Raw genomic sequence first — 22048 nt, 5'->3', positions numbered from 1 at the left:
TTCCGATTACATGTAGCTGTACATGGGGAAGCGATCGGTGAGCTTCACCACCTTCTCGCGGACCGCCGCTTCGACCGCGGCATTGCCCTCGTCGGAATTCGCGGCCTTGAGGCCATCGAGGACTTCGACGATGAGCTCGCCGATTTCCTTGAATTCCGCTTCCTTGAAGCCGCGCGTGGTGCCGGCCGGCGCGCCGAGGCGCACGCCCGAGGTGACGAAGGGCTTTTCCGGATCGAAGGGGATGCCGTTCTTGTTGCAGGTGATGAAGGCGCGTCCGAGCGCGGCCTCGGCACGCTTGCCGGTCGCATTCTTCTTGCGCAGATCCACCAGCATCAGGTGGTTGTCGGTACCGCCCGAGACAATATCGAGACCGTTGGCCTTCAGCGTTTCCGCAAGGGTGCGGGCGTTCTTGACGATTTGTGCCGCATAATCCTTGAAGGAGGGCTGCAGAGCCTCACCGAAAGCGACAGCCTTGGCGGCGATCACATGCATCAGAGGACCGCCCTGCAGACCCGGGAAGACGGCCGAGTTGATCTTCTTGGCAATCTCTTCGTCATTGGTGAGAACCATGCCGCCGCGGGGACCGCGCAACGACTTGTGCGTGGTCGTCGTCGCGACATGGCAATGGGGGAACGGCGAAGGATGCTGGCCGCCGGCAACGAGGCCCGCGATATGCGCCATGTCGACCATCAGCCAGGCGCCGATCTCGTCGGCGATTTCGCGGAAGCGCTTCCAGTCCCAGATGCGCGAATAGGCGGTGCCGCCGGCGATGATCAGTTTCGGCTTGTGCCTGCGCGCCTTCTCGGCAACGTCATCCATGTCGAGCAGATGGTCGTCTTCACGCACCCCGTAGGAAACGACGTTGAACCACTTACCCGACATGTTGACCGGGGAACCGTGGGTCAGGTGACCGCCGGAATTGAGGTCGAGACCCATGAAGGTGTCGCCCGGCTGCAGCAGCGCCAGGAACACCGCCTGGTTCATCTGTGAGCCCGAATTCGGCTGCACGTTGGCGAAATTGACACCGAAGAGCTTCTTGGCGCGCTCGATCGCCAGTTCCTCGGCGATGTCGACGAACTGGCAGCCGCCGTAATAGCGCTTGCCCGGATAGCCCTCGGCATATTTGTTCGTCATGATCGAGCCCTGGGCCTCGAGCACGGCGCGCGAAACGATGTTTTCGGAAGCGATCAGCTCGATCTCATGGCGCTGGCGACCGAGCTCCTTCTCGATCGCACCGGAGATCTCCGGATCGCTATCGGCGAGAGAGCGGGTGAAAAAGGCGTCGTTGGTCTGTGCAAGCATCGGCTCGAGGCTCCTCTCAAAGGTGGGTGTTCCTTTATCTTCCTCGCACGCCGAGGGCAATATCCGCTATGCGGATTGCGCCATTTCCACCATCCGGGGCGCCCAAATATCGAGACCGCAATCACGTGAAAGGCCGCGCATTCCATGGAGATGCGCGGCCTTTGTCGAAGAATACGGCACCTTGCTTATTGCGGCAGGGCGTCGGCGTCGATCGGTCCGGCCGATTGCTCGATTCCGGTCGTGGTCTGCAGCGCGAGTTCGGCCGCGCCGTCGCGCTGGTAGATATCGTCGCGGAACTGGACTACGCGATCCTTCGCCGACCATGCGGTGACGTAAGTGAAATAGACCGGCACCTCTTCGGCGAGCTCGATCGGCGTGTTGACTCCCGACTTGATCGTCGCCTCGATCTGCTGGCGCGACCAGCCGGGCGTCTCCTTGAGCAGCCAGGTCGAAAGGTCACGCACGTTCTGCACGCGTACGCAGCCGGAGGATTCGAAGCGCATCAGCTTGTTGAACAGGCCCTGCTGCGGGGTGTCGTGCATGTAGACCGCGTGCTCGTTGTGGAAGTTGATCTTCGTCGAGGACATCGCATTGATCTTGCCCGGATCCTGCCGGAACATCAGGTTCGGCGCCTTTTCCGCATTCCAGTCCACCGTTTCTGGCGAAACTTCGTTGCCGCTGGCATCGAAGAGGCGGATGGCGTTGCGCTCCAGATAGGTCGGGTCCTTGCGCATCAGCGGCATGATGTCCTTCTGAACGATCGAGCGCGGCGCGGTCCAATAGGGATTGAGGATGACCTCGTAGATCTTGGAGTTGAGGATCGGCGACTGGCGGTCGATCTTGCCGACAATGGCGGTGTGGCGCAGCACGACGCGACCGTTCTCGACCGCCTCGATATAGGCTGCGGGAATGTTGACCATGACATAGCGGCGGCCGAGATCGCCGGACATCGACTGCAACCGCACGAGGTTGGTTTCGAGCTGAGCCAGTCGGGTGGCGGCGTCGACATTGAGCGCCTTCAGCGTGAACTCGCCGATCACGCCGTCCGTCGGCAGCCCGTGGCGGGCCTGGAATCGCTTGACCGCGCCGTCGACATAGGAATCGAAGGCGGAGGAAATGCCGGCCGCGCGAGGCAGGTCGCCGGAGACCATCAGCCGTTGACGCAACTGCTGGACGGCTGGGTCGTTCACCCCGAGTTCCAGCCGCACGGTCGATGGCGCCGTTACCATCGGCCATCCGCCGGCGGCGACGATCTGCTGGTAGTCGAAAATCGCCTGCTGCACATGCGCGATCGTCTCGGGTCCGAAGACCGGCGTGTTGGAGAGGACTGCCGTTGCGGTGCGCGAGGCCTTTGCGTCGAACTGGTCGTCCCAGGAGCCGCGACGCGGCGAATTGATGAGCTCATCCAGCGCCGTCTGAGCATACGCAGACCCGGCCCATGCCGCGGCGCCAAACGCTGCGGCCGAGCGCAGAAATGCGCGACGCGAGTTAGCATCAATTCCGTTCTTTTTCGACATAGTCCCTACCATCTCAATGCGTCGAAACGCGCTGCCCGAGCCCTGCAGCGCCCACGCGTCCCATCAGACGCGCAGGGGTCGCTACAGCTCTTTGAACTGCTGCATGCCTCCCTCACCAGAGGTCGATTCAAGGAGACAAGCAGTAGCACGAACGTGGTTAACAAAGGTTAACTCGCATGCCCACCCGCCCCACACATACCTACACGGTCATGCAAGCGAGAGCCATACCGGCAGGCGGACGGCGACGAAACGCAACCGCACACGAGAACCTGCCGCGTGCCTGCGTCGCTGTCACAGCAATATGGCCGATTCGTGTCTCGGCGGCCAAAACGGCCGACCGCCGGCGGAGGAGCGCCCACAATCACCGCGGACAATATCAGCAAAGGCCGGACACGCAGGGATTGCGCCCGACCTCTGGTGCTGGAGGTGACCGCCGCCCAACTAAAGGCGATACATGATGCTGTCGTTCCAAAAGCGATCGAGGCGCTGCAAGAGCTTGTTCATCTGCGTGAACTCCTCGGAGCCGATGCCGCCGACCTTGTCGATCGAGACGATGTGGCGCTCATAGAGCCTGGCGACCGTTTCGGCGATCTCCTGGCCTTCCTCGGTCAGGCTGATGCGAACCGAACGGCGATCGACGCGGGAGCGTTGGTGGTTTATTAGACCGAGATCGACCAGCTTCTTGACATTGTAGGAAACGTTCGAGCCGAGATAGTAACCCCGTGAGCGAAGCTCGCCGGCGGTCAGTTCGGAGTTGCCGATGTTGAAGAGCAAGAGCGCCTGGACGGCATTGACGTCGCTGCGGCCCTGACGGTCGAATTCGTCTTTGATGACGTCCAGCAGGCGCCGATGCAAACGCTCGACGAGGTGAAGGGATTCGAGATAGAGACCACGGATCGTCTCTTCCTGGAGATTACCTTGGGTGTATTGGGGCGCTGCGGCCTGCGGCTTCATTTTCGTGTTCATTTTCTTCGTGCCTCACTGTTTCGCTTGGCGGTGTCTCTTTGTTTTCCCGCCTTGAGTGAGACCCTATCGAATACGTATAAAATTCTACTTAAACCGCAGCCTTAACATGTACTTACCACTGCCGGAGCCTGTCTCAGGGTGAATCAACCCTTACCTTCCGCGCCTGGCGCAGCCGCTGAAAATAGAGCACGGCACGAAAGAGGACGAAGGTGACGGCGACGCTCCCGTGCAGCAGGAGCAGGAACGGACGTGCGCCGAGAATGCCCGGATAGGACTCGTACATCGCGATTTCGATTGCAGCGGCGACGACCCAGACCACCGGACCCCAGGAGACGAGCAGCCACAGACCGATCGCCGCAACCGGGTAGACGACGGCAAGCGCCGTCGCGGCCGCGCGCCATTGAGGCGGCAAGAGATCGAACCGGCCGGCGCCGCCATGGGAAAAACCGATCAGCATCGCCCAGTATTCGAGCGCGAACCAGAAACAGGCGATGGACACCAGCCGCAGAAACCAGCCGAAGAGAATTTCGACAAGCGACGGCTTCGGCACATGCTGAGAATCATGAAGCATAGGTCGCAAGATAGGCCGTGCGCATTCGGCGCACCAGCACGAAGGACGGGAAGGCGATCTCGATCACACCTCTCGTCGAGCGAAAAATGCCGCAGGCACGCGCCTCGCAAGACTGTTTTCAACCCGGTGAGGCGCGTGATAAACCGCGTTCAGGATAGAGACGAAGGAAAGGCGCCAGGCGCGATGAACGGCAGTACAAATCTTGTGGACAGGATAACCGGACACCGCCGCATGCGCCGCAACCGCAAGGCGGACTGGACGCGTCGGCTGGTCCAGGAAAACCGCCTCACCGTCGACGACCTGATCTGGCCCATCTTCATTGTCCCCGGCAATGGCATCGTCGACCCGATCGAAGCGATGCCAGGTGTCAACCGCATGAGCGTCGACAAGGCGGTCGAGGCGGCAAAGGAGGCGGCCGATCTCGGCATTCCAGCCATCGCCACCTTCCCCAATATCGACGTGGCGCTGCGCGACGAGACCGGCTCGCACAGCCTCGCGCCCGACAACCTCATCAACCAGGCGACCCGAGCGATCAAGAAAGCAGTTCCCCATATCGGCGTCATCACCGACGTGGCGCTTGACCCCTTCACCAGTCACGGCCACGACGGCATCCTGCGCGACGGCGAGATCGTCAATGACGAGACGGTGGAGGCGATTGCCAGGGCGGCAGTGATCCAGGCGAATGCCGGCTCCGACATCATCGCTCCTTCCGACATGATGGACGGGCGGATCGGCGCAATCCGCGAAGCGCTTGATGCGAGCGGTCACCAGACTGTCGGCATCATGTCCTATGCGACGAAATTCGCCTCCGCCTTCTATGGCCCCTATCGCGAGGCGATCGGCACCGGCGGACTGCTCAAGGGCGACAAGAAGACTTACTATATCGACCCGGCCAACGGCACCGAGGCAATTCGCGATGCCGCACTCGACGTCGAAGAAGGCGCCGACATGCTGATGGTGAAGCCCGGACTGGCCTATCTCGACATCTGCTGGCGAATGAAGGAGGCCTTCGGCCTGCCCGTCTTCGCCTATCAGGTGTCGGGCGAATACACGCAGGTCAAGGCGGCCGCCGCCAATGGCTGGATCGACGGCGAACGGGTGATGCTCGAAACCTTGCTTGCCTTCAAGCGGGCGGGCTGCGACGGCATCCTCACCTATTTTGCCGTCGAGGCGGCAAAGCTCCTTCAAAATCCCTGACGCTTGCGGCAACCCGCATTGTTTTGTCGGAATCGCTCCCCATATGATTCGGGAACGACGCGAGGGCCGAAATGAGCATGCACGACCAAGAACTCCGACTTCCGAGCCAGGATTGGCGCGCCTATCAGGGCGTCCTGTCGCGCCGGGTGTTTGCCTTCATCCTCGATTACGTTATTGTCGCGCTTCTCTGGATCCCGGCGGCGGTGGTCGTTTTCTTCATCGGCATCCTTACGCTCGGCCTCGGCTTTTTCCTCTATCCGATTCTGTTTGCGCTGGTGGCGATGCTCTATTTCGGGCTCACCGTCGGCGGACGCGATCAGGCATCGCCGGGGATGAAAGTCATGGGCGTGGCAATCGCCCGCACCGACGGGCGGCCGATGGATTTCCTGACGGCCATCGTGCACCTGGCTATCTTCTGGATCGCCAATGCACTGCTGACGCCGCTCATCCTGCTGCTCGGCCTCTTCACTGATCGCGGGAGGCTGCTGCACGACCTTCTGATCGGCACCGTCGTCGTCCGGCGCGACATGTACTGACAGCCCCGGCCAAACCCACCTGAATTTGCTGGTGTCTTGCCGAACGAGTGTGTTGACGTTTTCCATTCTTCGGCCATCCTATGGCGATGAGCCGCACGAAGAGTGACCGCCACGCTCGATGAACACACAGACCACACCGTCTCCACAATTCTACCTGACCGCGCCGGCAGCGTGCCCTTACCTGCCGAACGAAATGGAACGGAAGGTCTTCACCCACATGGTGGGTGAACGAGCCCCCGAGCTCAACGATCTCTTGACCCAGGGCGGTTTTCGCCGGTCGCAGAACATCGCCTATCGCCCGGCCTGCGAAACCTGCCGCGCCTGCGTCTCCGTGCGCATTCTCGCCAACGAATTTGCGCCGACCCGATCGATGCGCCGCGTGCTCGCGGCCAACCGTGACATCATGTCCGCCGAATATCCGGCCGAACCGTCCAGCGAGCAATACAACCTCTTCCGCCGATACCTGGACAACCGCCACCAGAAGGGCGGCATGTCCGACATGTCCGTGCTCGATTACGCGATGATGGTCGAGGACACCCATGTCCATACCCACATCATCGAATACCGGCTGCGGGCCGAGGGCGACGGGATCAGCGAAAGGGCCCGCGGTCCGCTCGTTGCCACGGCGCTGACCGACCGTATGGGCGACGGGCTGTCGATGGTCTATTCCTTCTTCGATCCGGCTCTTTCGAACCGTTCGCTCGGCACCTTCATGATCCTCGACCACATCCGCAGGGCGAAGGAACGCAGCCTGCCGCATGTTTATCTCGGCTATTGGGTCAAGGGCTCCCGGAAAATGGGCTACAAGACGAAATTTTTGCCGCAGGAGCATCTTATGGCGCGCGGCTGGGAGCGCTATGCTGGCGATCCCGAATCCAGAGACACCTCCACGGACTAATCTTGCGCCACTCTCCTGACGCCGCCCGCCACCGGCGTGGTCTTGCCATCACCGGCCTCGGCGGCCTTGCACTTTCCTTCGACATTCCGCTGATCCGCTCGGCGAACGGCGAGGTCTGGTCGCTGCTCGCCTTGCGCAGCCTGTCGACCTTCGCCGTCGCGATCCTCGCCTGGTTCGTTATCAATCGCGTGCTGCGCCGGCCGACCGCGCTGATCCCCGGCAAGGCCGGTCTCATGGCCGGTCTCTTCTACGGCATCAATTCCTTCACCTTCCTGCTTGCGGTATTCAATACCTCGACCACGAATGTGGTCTTCATCCTTGCATTCACGTCGATGTTCGCGGCGATTCTCTCCTGGATATTCCTGAAGGAGCGGCCTTCCCGCGCCACGCTCCTGACGATGGCGTTCATGCTTCTGGGCGTCGGAGTGATCGTCGCGGATGGCCTGGAAAGCGGTCATTTCTTCGGGGACGCCATGGCCGCGTGCTCCGCTTTCCTGCTGGCAAGTGCGATCACCGTCAGCCGCGCCAGTGGCCGGGACATGGCGCTGGTGCCACTGACGACCGCGATTTTTCCGGCACTCGCCGCGCTCCTGCTCCTGCCATCCGACGGCTTCTCCATCGCCGAGCCCGGCTACATTCTCGTCAACGGGCTCGTGGTGATCCCCCTCGCCTTCTTCTGTCTGGCGACGGGGCCGCGCTATCTCTCGGCGCCTGAAGTCGGCATGTTCTATCTTCTGGAGACGGTGCTGGCACCGATCTGGGTCTGGATCATCTTTTCCGAAACGCCCACGGCCCAGACCCTTCTGGGTGGCGCGATCCTGATCCTGGCCTTGGTCGGCCATTCGCTCCGGCAGATGCGCCATAAGATGGCAAAGCCACAGCATTCCTGCCCGGAGCAACCGCTTGCCGGTTGAGTGCCTTGTGGCGCCGCGCGTCTTTTCAGACGCATTGGACGCGCAAACATCGCCGTCACGCTTTGAATCTGCGCATCGAGCTTTCCGAAAATCGGTTCAGGGCGGCTGCTCTATGTTTCCTGCATCTGAGAGCGCATCGCCCAGAGTTCGCGATTGGTGTTGATCCATTCGGCCGCGATCTCCAGCGGCGCCGGATTGGCGGCGATCAGTTCGCCCTCGCCCTGCGATCGCCGGGAAATCAGCTCCGCCTCTTCGAGAACCGTCATATGCCTTAAAAGCTCGTCCCGTCGAACGCCGACAGCGATGGCGATATCCGCGGCGGAGGCCTCGCCAGCGAGCAGGACTTCGAGTATGCGGCGGCGCGTCGGGTCGGCGAGCGCCAGCAAGGTGTCGTCAAGGGCCGAAATCATCGCGTTCCTCTCTCCGGGCGCAGGATTCCCCCGCGTCTCGTCGGACTTCAGGAATCATGGGTCAAAGAGTGATGGCGCCCCCAGCGGAAAGTCCCGCCTGGAGAAAAGGCGGGGGCGCCTATTCAAGATGATGCAGCAACCTGTAATTTCAAGATGCCGAATCTTGCGGTCAGCCGCTGAAGCGGCCGCTGCGCGGGAAGCCCTTGGGGACGACACGGCCGGCCCCGGCACGATCGCCGAGCCACTCGATCAGTTCGTCCTTGGACTTGGTGAAGACCCGGCCGGCGCTGTCTTCCCAGGTGAGGCCGTCCGCGATGGCGAAGCAGCGAATGTCGGAAATGCCACCATCCTTGTAGCGTTGCAGGCGCACGCCCTTGCCGCGGGCCATTTCCGGGATCTGCACCAGCGGAAAGACGAGCATCTTGCGGTTTTCGCCGACGACCGCGACGTGATCGCCCTTCACGGCAACCACGAGTTTCGCCTCGTCCGGCATGGCGACATTCATCACCTGCTTGCCCTTGCGGGTATTGGCAACAATATCGCTCTCTGTGACGACGAAGCCGTTGCCGGCGGCGGACGCGACGATGAGTTTGCGCGCTGGATCGTGCACGAGCGCCGTCAGCACATCCTGATCGGTTTCCATGTCGACCATGATGCGCAGCGGTTCGCCGTGGCCGCGCCCGCCCGGCAGCTTGTCGCCGCCGAGCGTATAGACCTTGCCACCGGTGGTGAAGACAAGGATCTTGTCCGTCGTCTGCGCCGGGAACGCGACCTTCAGCGCGTCGCCGTCCTTGAACTGCAGCGAGGACGTGTCGGAAATGTGCCCCTTGAGGGCCCGGATCCAACCCTTCTCCGAAATGACGACAGTGATCGGCTCCTTCTCGATCATCGCCTGCTGGATGGCTTCGATATCGGCCTCGGGCGCGTTGGCGAAGGTGCTGCGCCGCCTGCCGATCTCGGTCGCCTTGGCGAACTTCTTCTTGACCTCGCCGATCTCCCAGGCGACGGTCTGCCATTGCTTGTCATCCGATGCGAGCAGCGCCTCGATCTCGGCCTTTTCCTTGGAGAGCGCGTCGAATTCGGTGCGGATTTCGAATTCCTCAAGCTTGCGCAGCGAGCGCAGCCGCATATTGAGGATCGCTTCGGCTTGGACGTCCGTCAGGCCGAAGCGCTCGATCATCACCGCCTTCGGCTCATCCTCCTCGCGGATGATGCGGATGACCTCGTCGATATTCAAATAGGCGACAAGATAGCCGCCGAGGATCTCCAGCCGCCGGTCGATTGCGGCAAGCCGGTGGCGGGAACGTCGCTGCAGCACCTCGCGGCGGTGCGCCAGCCATTCGCTCAGCACCTCGTTCAACGCCATGACGCGCGGCACGCGGCCCATCGACAGGACATTCATGTTGAGCGGAATGCGGCTTTCGAGTTCAGTCAGCTTGAAGAGCGATTCCATCAGGATATTGGCGTCGACGGTGCGGTTCTTCGGCACCAGGACGACGCGCACATCCTCGGCCGATTCGTCGCGAATATCCTCGAGCAGCGGCAGCTTTCGGGCCACGAGCAGTTCGGCGATCTTTTCGATCAGCCGCGACTTCTGCACCTGGTATGGAATTTCCGTCACGACGATCTGATAGCCGCCGCGGCCCAGATCCTCCACACCCCAGCGGGCGCGCACGCGAAACCCGCCGCGGCCCGTGCGGTAGGACTCGATCATGCTGGCGCGGCTCTCGACGATGACGCCGCCGGTCGGGAAATCCGGCCCCTCGATCCCGCCCCGCTGAGGATTGGCCGGATCGAACAGAAGCTCCTCCACCGTCGCATTCGGGTGGCGGATGAGATGGAGCGCCGCGTCGCAGAGCTCATGCGCATTGTGCGGCGGGATCGACGTCGCCATGCCAACGGCGATGCCCGAGGCGCCGTTGGCGAGCAGGTTGGGGAAGGCGCCGGGAAGCACCGTCGGCTCCTGATCTTCCTCGTTGTATGTCGGACGGAAGTCGACCGCGTCCTGATCGATTCCCTCCAGGAGGAGGGCCGCAACCTCGGTCATCTTGGCTTCGGTGTATCGATAGGCGGCAGCGTTGTCGCCATCGATATTGCCGAAATTGCCCTGGCCGTCGACGACCGGATAGCGTTGCGAGAAATCCTGCGCGAGGCGCACCAGCGCGTCATAGACGGACTGGTCTCCGTGTGGATGGAACTTACCGATGACGTCGCCGACGATGCGCGCGCATTTCTTGAACGAGGAGTTGGGCCTGAGCCCCATCTCGCTCATGGCGTGGATGATGCGGCGATGAACCGGCTTCAGCCCGTCTCGGACATCCGGCAGCGCGCGGTGCATGATGGTCGACAGTGCGTAGGCGAGATAGCGCTCTTCCAGCGCTGCCTTGAGGTCAACCGGCAGAATGTTGTCGTCTCCGCCAGATGGCGGCAAAAGGCTCTGTCCCATATGCTCTTGCTAGCGCACCGGGTCCGCCACGGCAAGGATTCCAAAGCAGATATCCATGGGTTTGCCGCAGGTTCCGATCGCAAAACCGTAGAACGCTTTTGCGCAACCTTGTGGAGAACCAGCACCCTCCGCTTGCCTTTCCGACGTTTTGAACGCACTGCGGCTAACCTTCCGGAAAGCATGATCCATCAGGCATGACGCGCGATTGCAGGCGGCAATATAAATTTGCCGAGTTTCGTATTAGGGTCTGGCGTGACCGATTTGGGACTGAGGGAGAGCGAGTGCCGCAACCGCAACGCATGCATCGGAATGCGCCCGCGTGGAAAGGCCGGCGGGATGTTCGCCGGCGGCGTTTCCGCAGCCATTGCCGTGCCGATTTGACGGAGGGCACCAACATCGCTCAGATTGCAACGGGCGACTCCGGATACCACTTAACGACGAATTTTTTTTCAAAGGAAATCCAATATGATGAACGCGCGCAAGATCCGCCTGATGATGGCCGGCGCCGCCTTTCTCACGCTTGCCGGCCCGGCCTTTGCCCTAGACGGCGCGGACATGGTGAGGAAGCTGAGCGCCGCCCTCGAGCTCAACGGGTCCAAGCTTAGCTTCGACAAGGCGGAGGCCGACGGCGATACCGTGACCGTCACGGGCGTCAAGCTGCAGGTGGCAGCCAAGCCCGGCCAATCCTTCGATATCGGTCAGGTGACGTTCGAGGGCGTCGAGGAAGCGGACGACGGCGGCTACTACGCCGAGACGGTCTCCTTCCCGGACGTCGATGCGAAGGACGGAAAGGATGCAATCTCCCTGAAGGATATTGCCATTGGCGGTCTCGATATCCCCGGCGATCCGTCGGGCGATACGATCAACGACATCCTGCTCTATGAATCCTTCAGCACCGGACCGCTGGTGCTCACGGTGAAAGGCAAGGAGGCCTTCACCATTTCCAGCATGGAAGGCAATCTGACGCGACAGGAGAACGACGCCGGATTCGACTTCGATGCCATCATCGCCGGCGTGCAGGCGGACCTCTCCGAAATGGACGACGCCAAGGCGAAGGAAGCGATCGAGAAGCTCGGCCTGCAGCAGATCGACGGCAAGATCACCATGAAAGGAAGTTGGGAACTCAAGAGCGGTAATCTCGCACTCGAGGAATACGCCCTGGATTTCCAGAACATCGGACGGCTGAATATCACGATGGACTTTTCCGGCTATACGCTCGAGTTCCTGAAATCGATGCAGGAAGCAGTCAAGGCGGCCGAGGCAAACCCGAACAAGAAAGAGGCAGAGCAGGCAATGGGCCTCGCCATGCTCGGCCTGATGCAGCAACTGACGTTCAACAGCGCCTCGATCCGCTTCGACGACGCGTCGATCACGAAAAAGGCGCTCGATTTCGCTGGCAGCCAACAGGGGGTCACCGGCGAGCAACTGGCGCAGTCGCTGAAGGGCCTGGTGCCGATCATGATGGCTCAGTTCAACCTGCCGGAACTGCAGAACCAGGTGACTGCTGCCGTCAATGCCTATCTCGACAGCCCGAAGAGCTTGACCATCAGCGCCGAACCGGAGAAGCCGGTGCCGTTTCCGATGATCATGGGCGCGGCCATGGGCGCGCCCAATACGCTTCCGTCGGTTCTGGGCGTGACGGTGGCGGCGAACGATTGATTGCCGCTGCCGCCGACCCGTACGGCAGCCAAAATCTCCAGCGTCGCGCGTCTTTTTCAGACGCGCGACGCTGTAGCATTCTTGAGTTGCTGCATGTCTCCTTGAAACGAGGTCGTTTCAAGGAGACATGCGCAGCCTCGCCCTGGCGCCGGGCTTTTTTTTATCCCTCCGATTGATGCTATGATGGTGTGCTTGATGGATGAAGGCGGCTGCCTATCTATTATCTGGGTTGCCGACAGTCGTGCATCGCCCGACCGATGAAACGGAAGGAGTACGCCATGGGACTGAAGCAGTCGGATATCACCGCTATCCTCGGCCCGGTCGACGAGACTCTGATGGCCGAACTTCTTGCAACGGGCGCAACCGCAAGCGAGCTTGCCGAGGCAATCGCCTGGGTCAACAATGACGAGGCCCTGATCGGCGAGGGCCGCCATCTTCCCGCCGGCCGCGTCGCGGCATTGATCGACATCCTGACGCCTGACGACGTCGAAGAGTGAGGCAAGTGCAGGCCTCGGGAGCGCGTCGCTTCCGGGGCGGTGCGAGAATGCCAAAAATGAGTGCGGACCGGCTGCCTATGAGGCCGGACGCGGAGGAACAAAGATTTCCGTGCTGAGGGAGGAGGCGCACATGGCTGCCAAAGACGTCAAGTTCAATACCGACGCTCGCGACCGCATGTTACGCGGCGTCGATATCATGGCCAATGCCGTCCGGGTGACGCTTGGCCCCAAGGGTCGAAACGTGGTGATCGACAAATCATTCGGCGCACCGCGGATCACCAAGGACGGCGTCTCCGTCGCCAAGGAAATCGAGCTTGAGGACAAGTTCGAGAACATGGGGGCGCAGATGCTGCGTGAGGTCGCCTCGCGGACGAGCGATGTCGCCGGCGACGGTACGACGACGGCGACCGTGCTCGCCCAGGCGATCGTTCGGGAAGGCGCCAAGGCCGTAGCCTCCGGCATGAACCCGATGGATTTGAAGCGCGGCATCGACCTCGCCGTCGACGCGATCGTCAAGGAACTCCAGGGGCACGCCCGCAAAGTCTCGAAGAACGAGGAAATCGCTCAAGTCGCGACGATCTCGGCCAATGGGGATGCGGAGATCGGCCGCTATCTCGCCGAAGCGATGGAAAAGGTCGGCAATGAGGGGGTGATCACCGTCGAGGAAGCCAAGACCGCCGAGATCGAGCTCGAAGTGGTCGAGGGCATGCAATTCGATAGGGGCTATCTCTCGCCCTACTTCATCACCAATCAGGAGAAGATGCGGGCGGAACTCGAAGATGCCTATATCCTGATTCACGAGAAGAAGCTCTCGAACCTGCAGGCGATGATCCCCATCCTCGAAGGGGTCATCCAGGCCGGCAAGCCGCTCCTGATCATCGCTGAAGACGTCGAGGGCGAAGCGCTCGCCACGCTCGTCGTCAACAAGCTTCGCGGCGGACTGAAGATCGCCGCCGTCAAAGCACCCGGATTCGGCGATCGCCGCAAGGCGATGCTGGAGGATATCGCGGTTCTCACCGGCGGCACCGTCGTCTCCGAAGATCTCGGCATCAAACTTGAGAACGTCACCATGGACACGCTCGGACGGGCGAAGCGCATCATGGTCGAGAAGGAGACCACGACCATCGTCGACGGCGCCGGCAGCAGGGAGGATATCAGCGGCCGCGTCGCGCAGATCAAGGCACAGATCGAGGAGACGACCTCCGACTACGATCGCGAAAAGCTGCAGGAGCGGCTGGCAAAGCTCGCCGGCGGCGTTGCCGTCATCCGTGTCGGCGGCTCGACCGAGGTCGAGGTGAAGGAAAAGAAAGACCGCGTCGACGACGCGCTGCACGCGACACGCGCGGCGGTCGAAGAAGGTATCCTGCCGGGTGGCGGCGTCGCGCTGCTCAGGGTGGTCAAGGCGCTCGGCAGCGTGCCCACGGCCAATGACGACCAGCGCGTCGGCGTCGAGATCGTTCGCCGGGCGGTCGAGGCGCCGGTCCGCCAGATCGCCGAGAATGCCGGTTCCGAAGGATCGATCATTGTCGGGCAGCTGCGCGAGAAGTCGGACTTCTCCTACGGCTGGAATGCCCAGACGAACGAATTCGGCGATCTCTTCGAAATGGGCGTGATCGACCCGGCCAAGGTCGTGCGCGCGGCGCTACAGGATGCAGCCTCCGTTGCCGGCCTTTTGGTGACGACCGAAGCGATGATCGCCGAGAAACCGAAGAAGGACGGGCAGTCACCGATGCCGCCGGCACCGGGCATGGATTTCTAAGAACGACGGAACGAGCCCTGAAACAAGCGCAGATCACAGCGCGGCTGTTGTGTGCCCCGCACGTTGGCAGGGCGGTCGTACGACCCCGTATTGTCAGCTCGAATCGCAGCGGGGCGGAGCGAAACGCCGGCCATCTCTTCTTGTCATTTCGAGCGCTTGTCGAGCGAAGACGCGATTGAATAAATCACTTTCTTTGATATAGAACATCGATACGCATTTTCATCCCTGTCTATCGGAGCCCCATGAGCCGCAATTTTCTTGTCGTCGACCCGGAGGAAGGCATGCCCATTCTGAAGGGGCTCGCTTCACCGGCAAGGGTCTCTGTGTTGAAGCTCCTGCACAAAAAGGGGCCGCTGAACGTCAACGAAATTGCGGACATCCTCAAGCTGCCGCAGTCGAGCGTCTCGACCAACGTTCAGATGCTGGAGGAGGCCGGGCTCATCCGCACCGAAACGCAGAAGGCGCGCAAGGGAAACCAGAAGGTTTGCCATAGCGTCTATGACGAAGTCCTCGTCGTCTTCAAGAATGAAATCAAGGAAACCGAACCGGACGCGATCGAAGTGTCGATGCCGCTCGGGCTCTATACGAGCTTCGAGGTGACCGCCCCTTGCGGGCTTTGCTCGGTCGACGGCATCATCGGCCTGCTCGACGTCCCCGACACGTTTCTCGATCCCGACCGCATGAAGGCGGCGCTCATCTGGTTCACGCGCGGCTACGTCGAGTATCAGTTTCCCAATAATGCGCGGCTGACGAATACCATTATTCGCGAGGTCGAATTCGTCATGGAGTTGAGCTCGGAAGTGCCTGGAACCAGCGCCGACTGGCCTTCCGACATCACGCTGACGGTCAATGGCGTCGACATCGGAACCTGGACGTCTCCGGGTGATTTCGGCGACAAACGCGGGGTTTTCACGCCGGATTGGTGGAAGCTCAAGGGCTCGCAATACGGCAAGCTCAAGAGTTTCAGGGTCAATGATGACGGCGCCTTCGTCGATGGCCTGCGTATCTCCAATGTCAAGCTCGCAGACCTGAAGGTCGAAGAGCATCACTCGATCCGGCTTCGCGTCGGCGTGCGCGACAATGCCCGCCACCCCGGCGGGGTCAACATCTTCGGCCGTGGTTTCGGCAACTACGACCAGGATATCCTCTTGCGCCTCAAAACGCGCTGAGACTTGTGCGGGGCAAATATCGCCTCTTGACCATCGCCGCGGCTTCCGCTTTATTCATCCTGATTTATGATATAAATCATGAATTATGATGTAGTGGAGGAATGCATGAAGGCTGCGGTCACGGTACACAGCAAGTATACGATCTCGGATATCGATCCCCGCCTTTACGGCTCCTTCATCGAACACCTCGGGCGCGCCGTTTATACCGGCATCTACGAACCCGACCATCCAACCGCCGACGAGAACGGCATGCGCCGGGATGTGATCGATCTTGTCAGGAAACTCAAGGTTCCGATCGTCCGCTATCCGGGCGGGAATTTCGTGTCCGCCTACAATTGGGAAGACGGCATTGGTCCGAAAGAGAGCCGGCCGGTCCGCCTCGATCTCGCCTGGCACACCTCAGAAAGCAATCAGGTCGGCATCCATGAATTCGCCGAATGGTGTGCGGCCGTCGACACGGAGATGATGCTCGCCGTGAATCTCGGCTCGCGCGGACTCGACGAGGCCCGCAACTTCCTAGAATACGTCAATCACCCAGGCGGCAGCGTATGGAGCGATAAGCGCCGCGCCAACGGCCGCGCCGAGCCTTGGGGCGTCAAGGTCTGGTGCCTCGGCAACGAGATGGACGGCCCCTGGCAGATCGGCCACAAGACCGCTGATGAATATGGCAGGCTGGCGCACGAGACCGCCAAGGCAATGCGCGCCTTCGACAGCTCGCTCGAGCTGGTCGTCTGCGGTTCCTCCAATGCGCACATGCCGACCTATCCAGAGTGGGAAGCGACGGTTCTCGATCACACCTACAACGAGGTCGACTACATCTCGCTGCACATGTATTTCGAGAACCGCGCCAAGAACACCGCCAACTATCTCGCCCGCAGCATCGAACTCGACAACTATATCGGCACAGTCGCCGGCGTGATCGCTTACGTCAAGGCCAAGAAGCGCTCGGACAAGAGCGTCTATATCTCGTTCGATGAATGGAATGTCTGGTATCATTCGAAGGAACGCGACAAGGAGACACTTGCGGGCGCCCATGGATGGCCGCACGCGCCTGCCCTGCTCGAGGACGATTACAATTTCGAGGACGTGCTTCAGGTCGGCTGCATCCTTAACACCTTTATCAACCGCGCCGACGTCGTGAAGATCGCCTGCCTGGCGCAACTCGTGAATGTCATCGCCCCGATCATGACGGTGCCGGGCGGGCCGGCCTGGCGCCAGACGATTTTCTATCCCTATTATTTCGCCTCGGCCTATGGTCGCGGGACGGCTCTCAAGCTGCATGTCGACAGCCCGACCTATCGGGTCGAGGGCCTCGGCGACGTGCCGTATCTCGATGTATCGGCCGTCCATGACACCGACCAAAAAGCCGTCACCTTCTTCATCGTCAACCGGCATGGCACGGAAACGCTCGATCTCAACGTCCGCCTGATCGACTTCGGCGCGCTGACGATTGTCGATGACCAGGTGCTCGCTCATTCGGACATCAACGCCACCAACACGGCCGAAAGACCGGACAATGTGGTCCCGAGGAAGGGAGACGGTGCAGTGGCTTCGGATGGAAGACTCGGCGCCAGGATTCCGCCCCTCTCCTACCGCATGATCCGGCTGCGTTGATTAATATCATGATAACCGATACATATCGTAATATTGTTGACATTCCAATTGTATGATTTATCGTTTAGGCACAGGCTCGACGTGCCGCTGGGAGGAGAAGATGGGAGCAAGCGCTTCTGTTTTGGCACTATCGTTGACCGGTCGAGGCTCGCCGAGCCACCCGAGAACCATGGCGTCCGGCGCGTTCCGACCAAATGTGTATATCAGCTTTCCCCATTCTGACTGCCCGATCGGAGCAGCCGCATGACCGCCCATATCGACATTCAGAGTGTCAGCAAGCGCTACGGCTCGCTGACCGTCCTCGACGGCCTGTCGCTGTCGATCAAGGCCAATGAGTTCATGGTGTTCCTGGGGCCCTCGGGTTGCGGCAAGTCAACGCTTCTGCGCATGATCGCCGGCCTCGAAAGCGTCGACGAGGGAACGATCGCGATCAACGGCCAGCGCATCGACAACCTGCCACCGGGCAAGCGCGACATCGCCATGGTGTTCCAGAGCTATGCGCTCTATCCGCACATGACCGTCGCCGATAACATGGCGTTTGGACTGCGCAACATCAACGTGCCGGCCGATGTCATTTCCGCCCGCGTCGCGGAAGCCGCGCGCCTGCTGGAAATCGGCCACCTGCTCGAACGCAAGCCCGGCCAGCTTTCCGGCGGTCAGCGTCAGCGCGTCGCGATCGGCCGGGCCATCGTCAAGGAACCGAAGGCCTTCCTGTTCGATGAACCGCTCTCCAATCTCGATGCGGCGCTGCGTGTGCGCACCCGCGTCGAACTCGCCCAGCTTCGCAACCGCGTCAAATCGACGATGGTCTTCGTCACCCATGACCAGATCGAGGCGATGACGCTCGCCGATCGCATCGTCGTCATGAACAATCGCAAGATCGAGCAGATCGGCACGCCGATGGAGATCTATTCGCGCCCGGCAAGCCGCTTCGTTGCGACCTTCGTCGGCTCGCCGACGATGAACTTCCTGCCCGTCAGCCTTTCGATCCAGGGAGGTTTTGTTCGAGCAAGATTGCCGGACGGGACCGAACTGCAGACGGCGATCCCTCTTGCCGGGATCAACGGTAGCGAGCACGCGCTCGGCATTCGCGCCGAGGCGGTCAAGCTCGCGCATGGCGGGACGGCGACGACCACGGGCAAGGTCGATGTGATCGAACGGCTCGGCGACCGAACGCTGCTCTATGCTCGCCTCAAGGACGGAAGCGCCATCGTCGCCGAGGATATCGGCAACAGCCGCATCGCGATCGGCGACGAAATTGCCCTGACACTCGACGGCGCTCGCACCCACCTTTTCGACGCCGCAGGCCGGGCCTGGCACAATGAGGAGACGGCCCATGGCTGAGGCGGCCCTCCCCGGCAGCAGTTCGACCGCCAGGCCAGCCGCTCGGCAGGCGGCGCAGAACATCAACGCGCCGCTCTGGCGCAACGCGCTTTTCGTCGCGCCCTACCTCATCTTTTTCGTGACGCTGCTCGTCGTGCCGCTCTTCTGGGGCGTCTGGCTCAGCCTGCACAAGGCCGATGCCTTCGGCACCGGGCGGTTCGTCGGCCTCGACAATTATCTTCGGCTCTTCAGGGACAAGATCTTCCTCCAGGCGGTCGGCAATACCTTCTATTTCGTTTTCCTAACCGTTCCCGCGCTTGCCCTCATCGGGCTCTTGCTGGCGCTGGCACTCAATCGCAAGACGAGAACAGCCGCCGCGTTGCGCACCGTCTACTTCTCGTCGTCCGTCCTGTCGGTGACGATCGTCACGCTGATCTGGCGCATCGTCTTCATCGGCAATTTCGGCCTGCTCGCCACGATCTATGGCTGGTTCGGCGCAACCGCGCCCGTTTTCCTCTCCGATCCGAAGCTGACAATGATCGGGATTGCAATCGCGACCGTCTGGTGGTGCATCGGTCTGCCGATGATGCTGTTTCTCTCGGCCCTGCAGCAGGTGCCTCAGGATATCTACGAGGCTGCGGCGCTCGACAATGCGAGCCGCTGGCGCACCCTCTGGCACATTACCCTGCCCTCAATCCGGCGCACCTTTGTCCTGGTGATAATCATCGAGATCGTCCTGCAGTTCCAGCTCTTCGGGCAGGCGCGGCTAATGACGCAGGGCGGTCCCAACAACGTCTCGAAGCCGATCGTGCTCTATATCTACGAGGCGGCTTTCACCAAATGGGATCTCGGGCTTGGCGCCGCAGCATCCGAAATCCTTTTCATTCTGATCATGATCGCAGCGCTCACGCAGTACTTCATCTCGCGTCGAAAGGGAGTAGAAGGATGAGCTCCATATCTTCCGGCATGGTCGGGCGCTCGACCGGCGATCGCATCATCCTTATCCTGGCGATCAGCCTTGCGCTTCTGATGATGGCGCCGATCGCGTGGGTCGTCGCGATGTCGCTCAAGGACAACAAGGAACTGATGACGGATATGAACTCCGTCTTCCATGCGCCGTATACGATTGTCAACTACATCAATATCCTGGCGACGTCCTCGGTCTTCCGTTGGATTCTGAACAGTATGATCGTCTCGGGCACGCTGACGATCTTCACGCTGGTCCTCTCATCACTCGCCGGCTACGGTTTTGCGCGATTGAACTTTCCGTTCCGGAATACGCTGTTCGTCATTGTTCTGCTCGGACTCGCCGTTCCGGAGCAGGCGGTGCTGATCGCCCGCCACCAGCTCTTCAGCTGGCTGAAATTCCACAACACCTATCATGGGCTGATCCTGCCAGGCCTGGCCGCCCCCTTCGGCGTGTTCCTGATGACGCAATATTTCCGCGCCATCCCGAAGGAGCTCGACGAGGCCGCATTGCTCGACAATGCCAGCCGCTTCAAGATCTTCTGGAAAGTGCTGCTGCCGCTGACACTGCCTGCCCAGGCAACGCTCGGCATCTTCACCTTCCTGTCTTCCTGGAACGACTACTTCTGGCCATTGATCTCCGGCACGAAGAAGGAAATGTACACGCTGACGATCGGCATCGCCTCGACGCAGACGAACTTCGCGCAATCGGAGGGGCTTGGCTTCCTGATGTCGCAGGCGGTCTTCGCAGGCGCGCCGATCCTCATTCTCTACCTGTTCTTCCAGAAATACATCGTGACGGCCGTCTCCGGCGCCGCCGTGCGCTGAAGGCAGCCCATCGATGAACGTTGGCAATCGGCTCTCGGGAGGAGAGTCAGCAAGGGTCGACGACCCGATGAGGAGGAGATGGAAATGACGCTTACCCTGCGCAAATACATGCTGGCAGCCGCCTCTGCGTTTGCCTTGGCAACGGCGACGCCTACCCTTGCGGCAACGGAGCTCACCGTGCAACGCTTTTTCGGCGCCTGCGACGCGGAGTTCGGCACCAACACCGACGTCAGCAAGGCCGTCGGAGAATGCGGCATCATCACGTCGCTGATCAACAAGTTCAATGCCGACAATCCGGACGTGCACGTAAGCGTGTCCACGGTCGAATGGCCGGGTTACGACCAGCTGACGGCGCAGTTTGCGGCCGGCGATCCGCCGGACATCGTCACCATCCACCATTCCGTACTCGGAGACTACCAGTCGAGGGGGCTCTTGATGCCGCTCGATGATCTCCTCAAATCAGTCGGCATCGCGCCCTCCGACTTCACCGAAGCAAGCCTCAGCGGCGTCACCAAGGACGGTAGTATCTATGGCCTGCCGATCGACAACTGGACCATGCTGTTCCACATCAACATGGACCTCTTCAAGAAGGCCGGGCTCGTCAATGCCGATGGCACGCCGAAGTTGCCGACCAGCGTCGACGAGCTTATGGCACAGGCCAAGCAGTTCAAGGAGAAAACCGGCAAACCCTATTTCGTTCAGAACCTCGCCAATGAGGTGGCACTCTATACGCGCAACCTCTACACCTATCTCTTCCAGCAGGATTCCGACTTCTTCGCCGACCCCGAGCAGGTGAAGCTCAATACGCCGGAAGCAAGACGCGTGCTCGAAATGTACAAAGCGATCTACGACAACGATTACACGACGAAGGACATGGATTACGCCGCCGGCATCAACGCCTTCCTCGCAGGCGAAGGCGGCGTTCATTTGAACGGCACATGGGTGATCGGCGACTACACCGCCTCATCGGAAACATCAGGAACGGCGCTCAATGCAGGCGGCTACGCCGTCTATCCCTATCCGCAGCTCTTCCCCGGCACAAAGGCGCAATATGCGGACGGGCACAGCTGGGCCGTCTCGCAGAAGCAGCGCACACCAGAGGAAGAAGCGGCGATCGGCAAATTCCTGAAGTTCTTCAACGACAACGATTTCGAGTGGTCGCGCACCGGCCATCTTCCGGCTGTGAAGGCGGTGCTGGAATCGGAGGAGTTCAAGGCGCTGCCGCATCGCGACACGATCGCGGCCGTCGCAACGCTCGGCACGCCGCTCCCCTCGACCGTGCAACGCCAGTTCGCCATTCAAGACATCATCGGCCAGGAGATGAATGCAGCGATCACCGGACAGAAGGAAATCGACGCGGCCCTGGCAGACATGGAATCGCGCATCAACGAGTTGCTCGCCAATATCTGAGAACGCGCGCGCCGCGAAGAAAAGCCCGGCGAGGCGATCGCCGGGCCTTTTTGTTTTAAAGGAAGG

Annotated in this window: 19 protein-coding genes; 13 read left to right on the top strand and 6 right to left on the bottom strand. The window is 61.1% G+C overall.

Annotated features, from left to right (window positions below):
* Window positions 1-6 precede the first annotated feature (6 nt).
* The 4 genes from glyA to EKH55_RS04035 all read right to left on the bottom strand — a co-directional run bounded on the left by glyA (window position 7) and on the right by EKH55_RS04035 (window position 4356).
* On the bottom strand, window positions 7-1302 hold the full coding sequence (gene glyA, locus EKH55_RS04050; protein ID WP_069460659.1) for a serine hydroxymethyltransferase: 1296 nt from the start codon (window positions 1300-1302) through the stop codon (window positions 7-9).
* Between the two features lie 185 nt (window positions 1303-1487).
* Window positions 1488-2819, bottom strand: a complete 1332-nt coding sequence (locus EKH55_RS04045) for a L,D-transpeptidase family protein (RefSeq protein ID WP_069460658.1) — start codon at window positions 2817-2819, stop codon at window positions 1488-1490.
* A gap of 441 nt (window positions 2820-3260) precedes the next feature.
* Window positions 3261-3785 (bottom strand): transcriptional regulator LdtR, encoded by a 525-nt coding sequence (ldtR, locus tag EKH55_RS04040; protein ID WP_069460657.1) that lies wholly within the window; start codon window positions 3783-3785, stop codon window positions 3261-3263.
* A gap of 133 nt (window positions 3786-3918) precedes the next feature.
* Window positions 3919-4356, bottom strand: a complete 438-nt coding sequence (locus tag EKH55_RS04035; protein ID WP_069460656.1) for a DUF6163 family protein — start codon at window positions 4354-4356, stop codon at window positions 3919-3921.
* Window positions 4357-4539: 183 nt separating this feature from the next.
* Between EKH55_RS04035 and hemB the strand changes: the two genes are divergently transcribed.
* The 4 genes from hemB to EKH55_RS04015 all read left to right on the top strand — a co-directional run bounded on the left by hemB (window position 4540) and on the right by EKH55_RS04015 (window position 7901).
* Window positions 4540-5553 (top strand): porphobilinogen synthase, encoded by a 1014-nt coding sequence (hemB, locus tag EKH55_RS04030; protein ID WP_069460655.1) that lies wholly within the window; start codon window positions 4540-4542, stop codon window positions 5551-5553.
* A 71-nt stretch (window positions 5554-5624) separates the two neighbouring features.
* Window positions 5625-6089, top strand: a complete 465-nt coding sequence (locus EKH55_RS04025; protein WP_069460654.1) for an RDD family protein — start codon at window positions 5625-5627, stop codon at window positions 6087-6089.
* A gap of 118 nt (window positions 6090-6207) precedes the next feature.
* Window positions 6208-6987: an arginyltransferase gene (locus EKH55_RS04020; protein ID WP_151611009.1), complete on the top strand. Its 780-nt coding sequence runs from the start codon at window positions 6208-6210 to the stop codon at window positions 6985-6987.
* Between the two features lie 2 nt (window positions 6988-6989).
* Window positions 6990-7901, top strand: coding sequence for a DMT family transporter (locus EKH55_RS04015; protein WP_151611008.1), 912 nt, complete (start codon window positions 6990-6992; stop codon window positions 7899-7901).
* 110 nt (window positions 7902-8011) lie between these two features.
* Here the strand turns inward: EKH55_RS04015 and EKH55_RS04010 are convergent, their stop codons facing one another.
* Complete coding sequence (locus EKH55_RS04010) at window positions 8012-8311, bottom strand: metalloregulator ArsR/SmtB family transcription factor (protein WP_069460651.1); 300 nt, start codon at window positions 8309-8311, stop codon at window positions 8012-8014.
* Window positions 8312-8480: 169 nt separating this feature from the next.
* Window positions 8481-10757, bottom strand: coding sequence for a DNA topoisomerase IV subunit A (parC, locus tag EKH55_RS04005; protein ID WP_069460650.1), 2277 nt, complete (start codon window positions 10755-10757; stop codon window positions 8481-8483).
* Between the two features lie 465 nt (window positions 10758-11222).
* On the opposite strand from parC, the gene EKH55_RS04000 reads away from it, so the two are divergent.
* The 9 genes from EKH55_RS04000 (at window position 11223) to EKH55_RS03960 (ending at window position 21982) form a co-directional block, all read left to right on the top strand.
* Window positions 11223-12416: a hypothetical protein gene (locus EKH55_RS04000; protein ID WP_069460649.1), complete on the top strand. Its 1194-nt coding sequence runs from the start codon at window positions 11223-11225 to the stop codon at window positions 12414-12416.
* Window positions 12417-12694: 278 nt separating this feature from the next.
* On the top strand, window positions 12695-12913 hold the full coding sequence (locus EKH55_RS03995) for a hypothetical protein (RefSeq protein ID WP_034854195.1): 219 nt from the start codon (window positions 12695-12697) through the stop codon (window positions 12911-12913).
* Between the two features lie 130 nt (window positions 12914-13043).
* The gene (groL, locus tag EKH55_RS03990; RefSeq protein WP_069460648.1) at window positions 13044-14672 is read left to right on the top strand and encodes a chaperonin GroEL; all 1629 of its coding nucleotides are present in this window, start codon (window positions 13044-13046) and stop codon (window positions 14670-14672) included.
* Window positions 14673-14914: 242 nt separating this feature from the next.
* The gene (locus EKH55_RS03985) at window positions 14915-15841 is read left to right on the top strand and encodes an ArsR/SmtB family transcription factor (protein WP_069460647.1); all 927 of its coding nucleotides are present in this window, start codon (window positions 14915-14917) and stop codon (window positions 15839-15841) included.
* Between the two features lie 105 nt (window positions 15842-15946).
* Window positions 15947-17455, top strand: coding sequence for an arabinosylfuranosidase ArfA (gene arfA / locus EKH55_RS03980; RefSeq protein WP_151611938.1), 1509 nt, complete (start codon window positions 15947-15949; stop codon window positions 17453-17455).
* Window positions 17456-17698: 243 nt separating this feature from the next.
* On the top strand, window positions 17699-18799 hold the full coding sequence (locus EKH55_RS03975) for an ABC transporter ATP-binding protein (RefSeq protein ID WP_151611007.1): 1101 nt from the start codon (window positions 17699-17701) through the stop codon (window positions 18797-18799).
* On the top strand, window positions 18792-19727 hold the full coding sequence (locus EKH55_RS03970) for a carbohydrate ABC transporter permease (RefSeq protein WP_069460644.1): 936 nt from the start codon (window positions 18792-18794) through the stop codon (window positions 19725-19727). Before EKH55_RS03975 ends, EKH55_RS03970 begins: the two co-directional genes overlap by 8 nt.
* The gene (locus EKH55_RS03965) at window positions 19724-20572 is read left to right on the top strand and encodes a carbohydrate ABC transporter permease (protein WP_069460643.1); all 849 of its coding nucleotides are present in this window, start codon (window positions 19724-19726) and stop codon (window positions 20570-20572) included. The genes EKH55_RS03970 and EKH55_RS03965 overlap by 4 nt, the downstream gene beginning before the upstream one ends.
* A gap of 84 nt (window positions 20573-20656) precedes the next feature.
* Complete coding sequence (locus EKH55_RS03960; protein WP_151611006.1) at window positions 20657-21982, top strand: extracellular solute-binding protein; 1326 nt, start codon at window positions 20657-20659, stop codon at window positions 21980-21982.
* Window positions 21983-22048: the final 66 nt, after the last annotated feature.

This window comes from Sinorhizobium alkalisoli (genome assembly GCF_008932245.1).
Classification (GTDB): domain Bacteria; phylum Pseudomonadota; class Alphaproteobacteria; order Rhizobiales; family Rhizobiaceae; genus Sinorhizobium; species Sinorhizobium alkalisoli.
The sequence above is the reverse complement of the archived record's forward strand: the minus strand, read 5'-3'. Positions and strand labels throughout refer to the sequence as shown.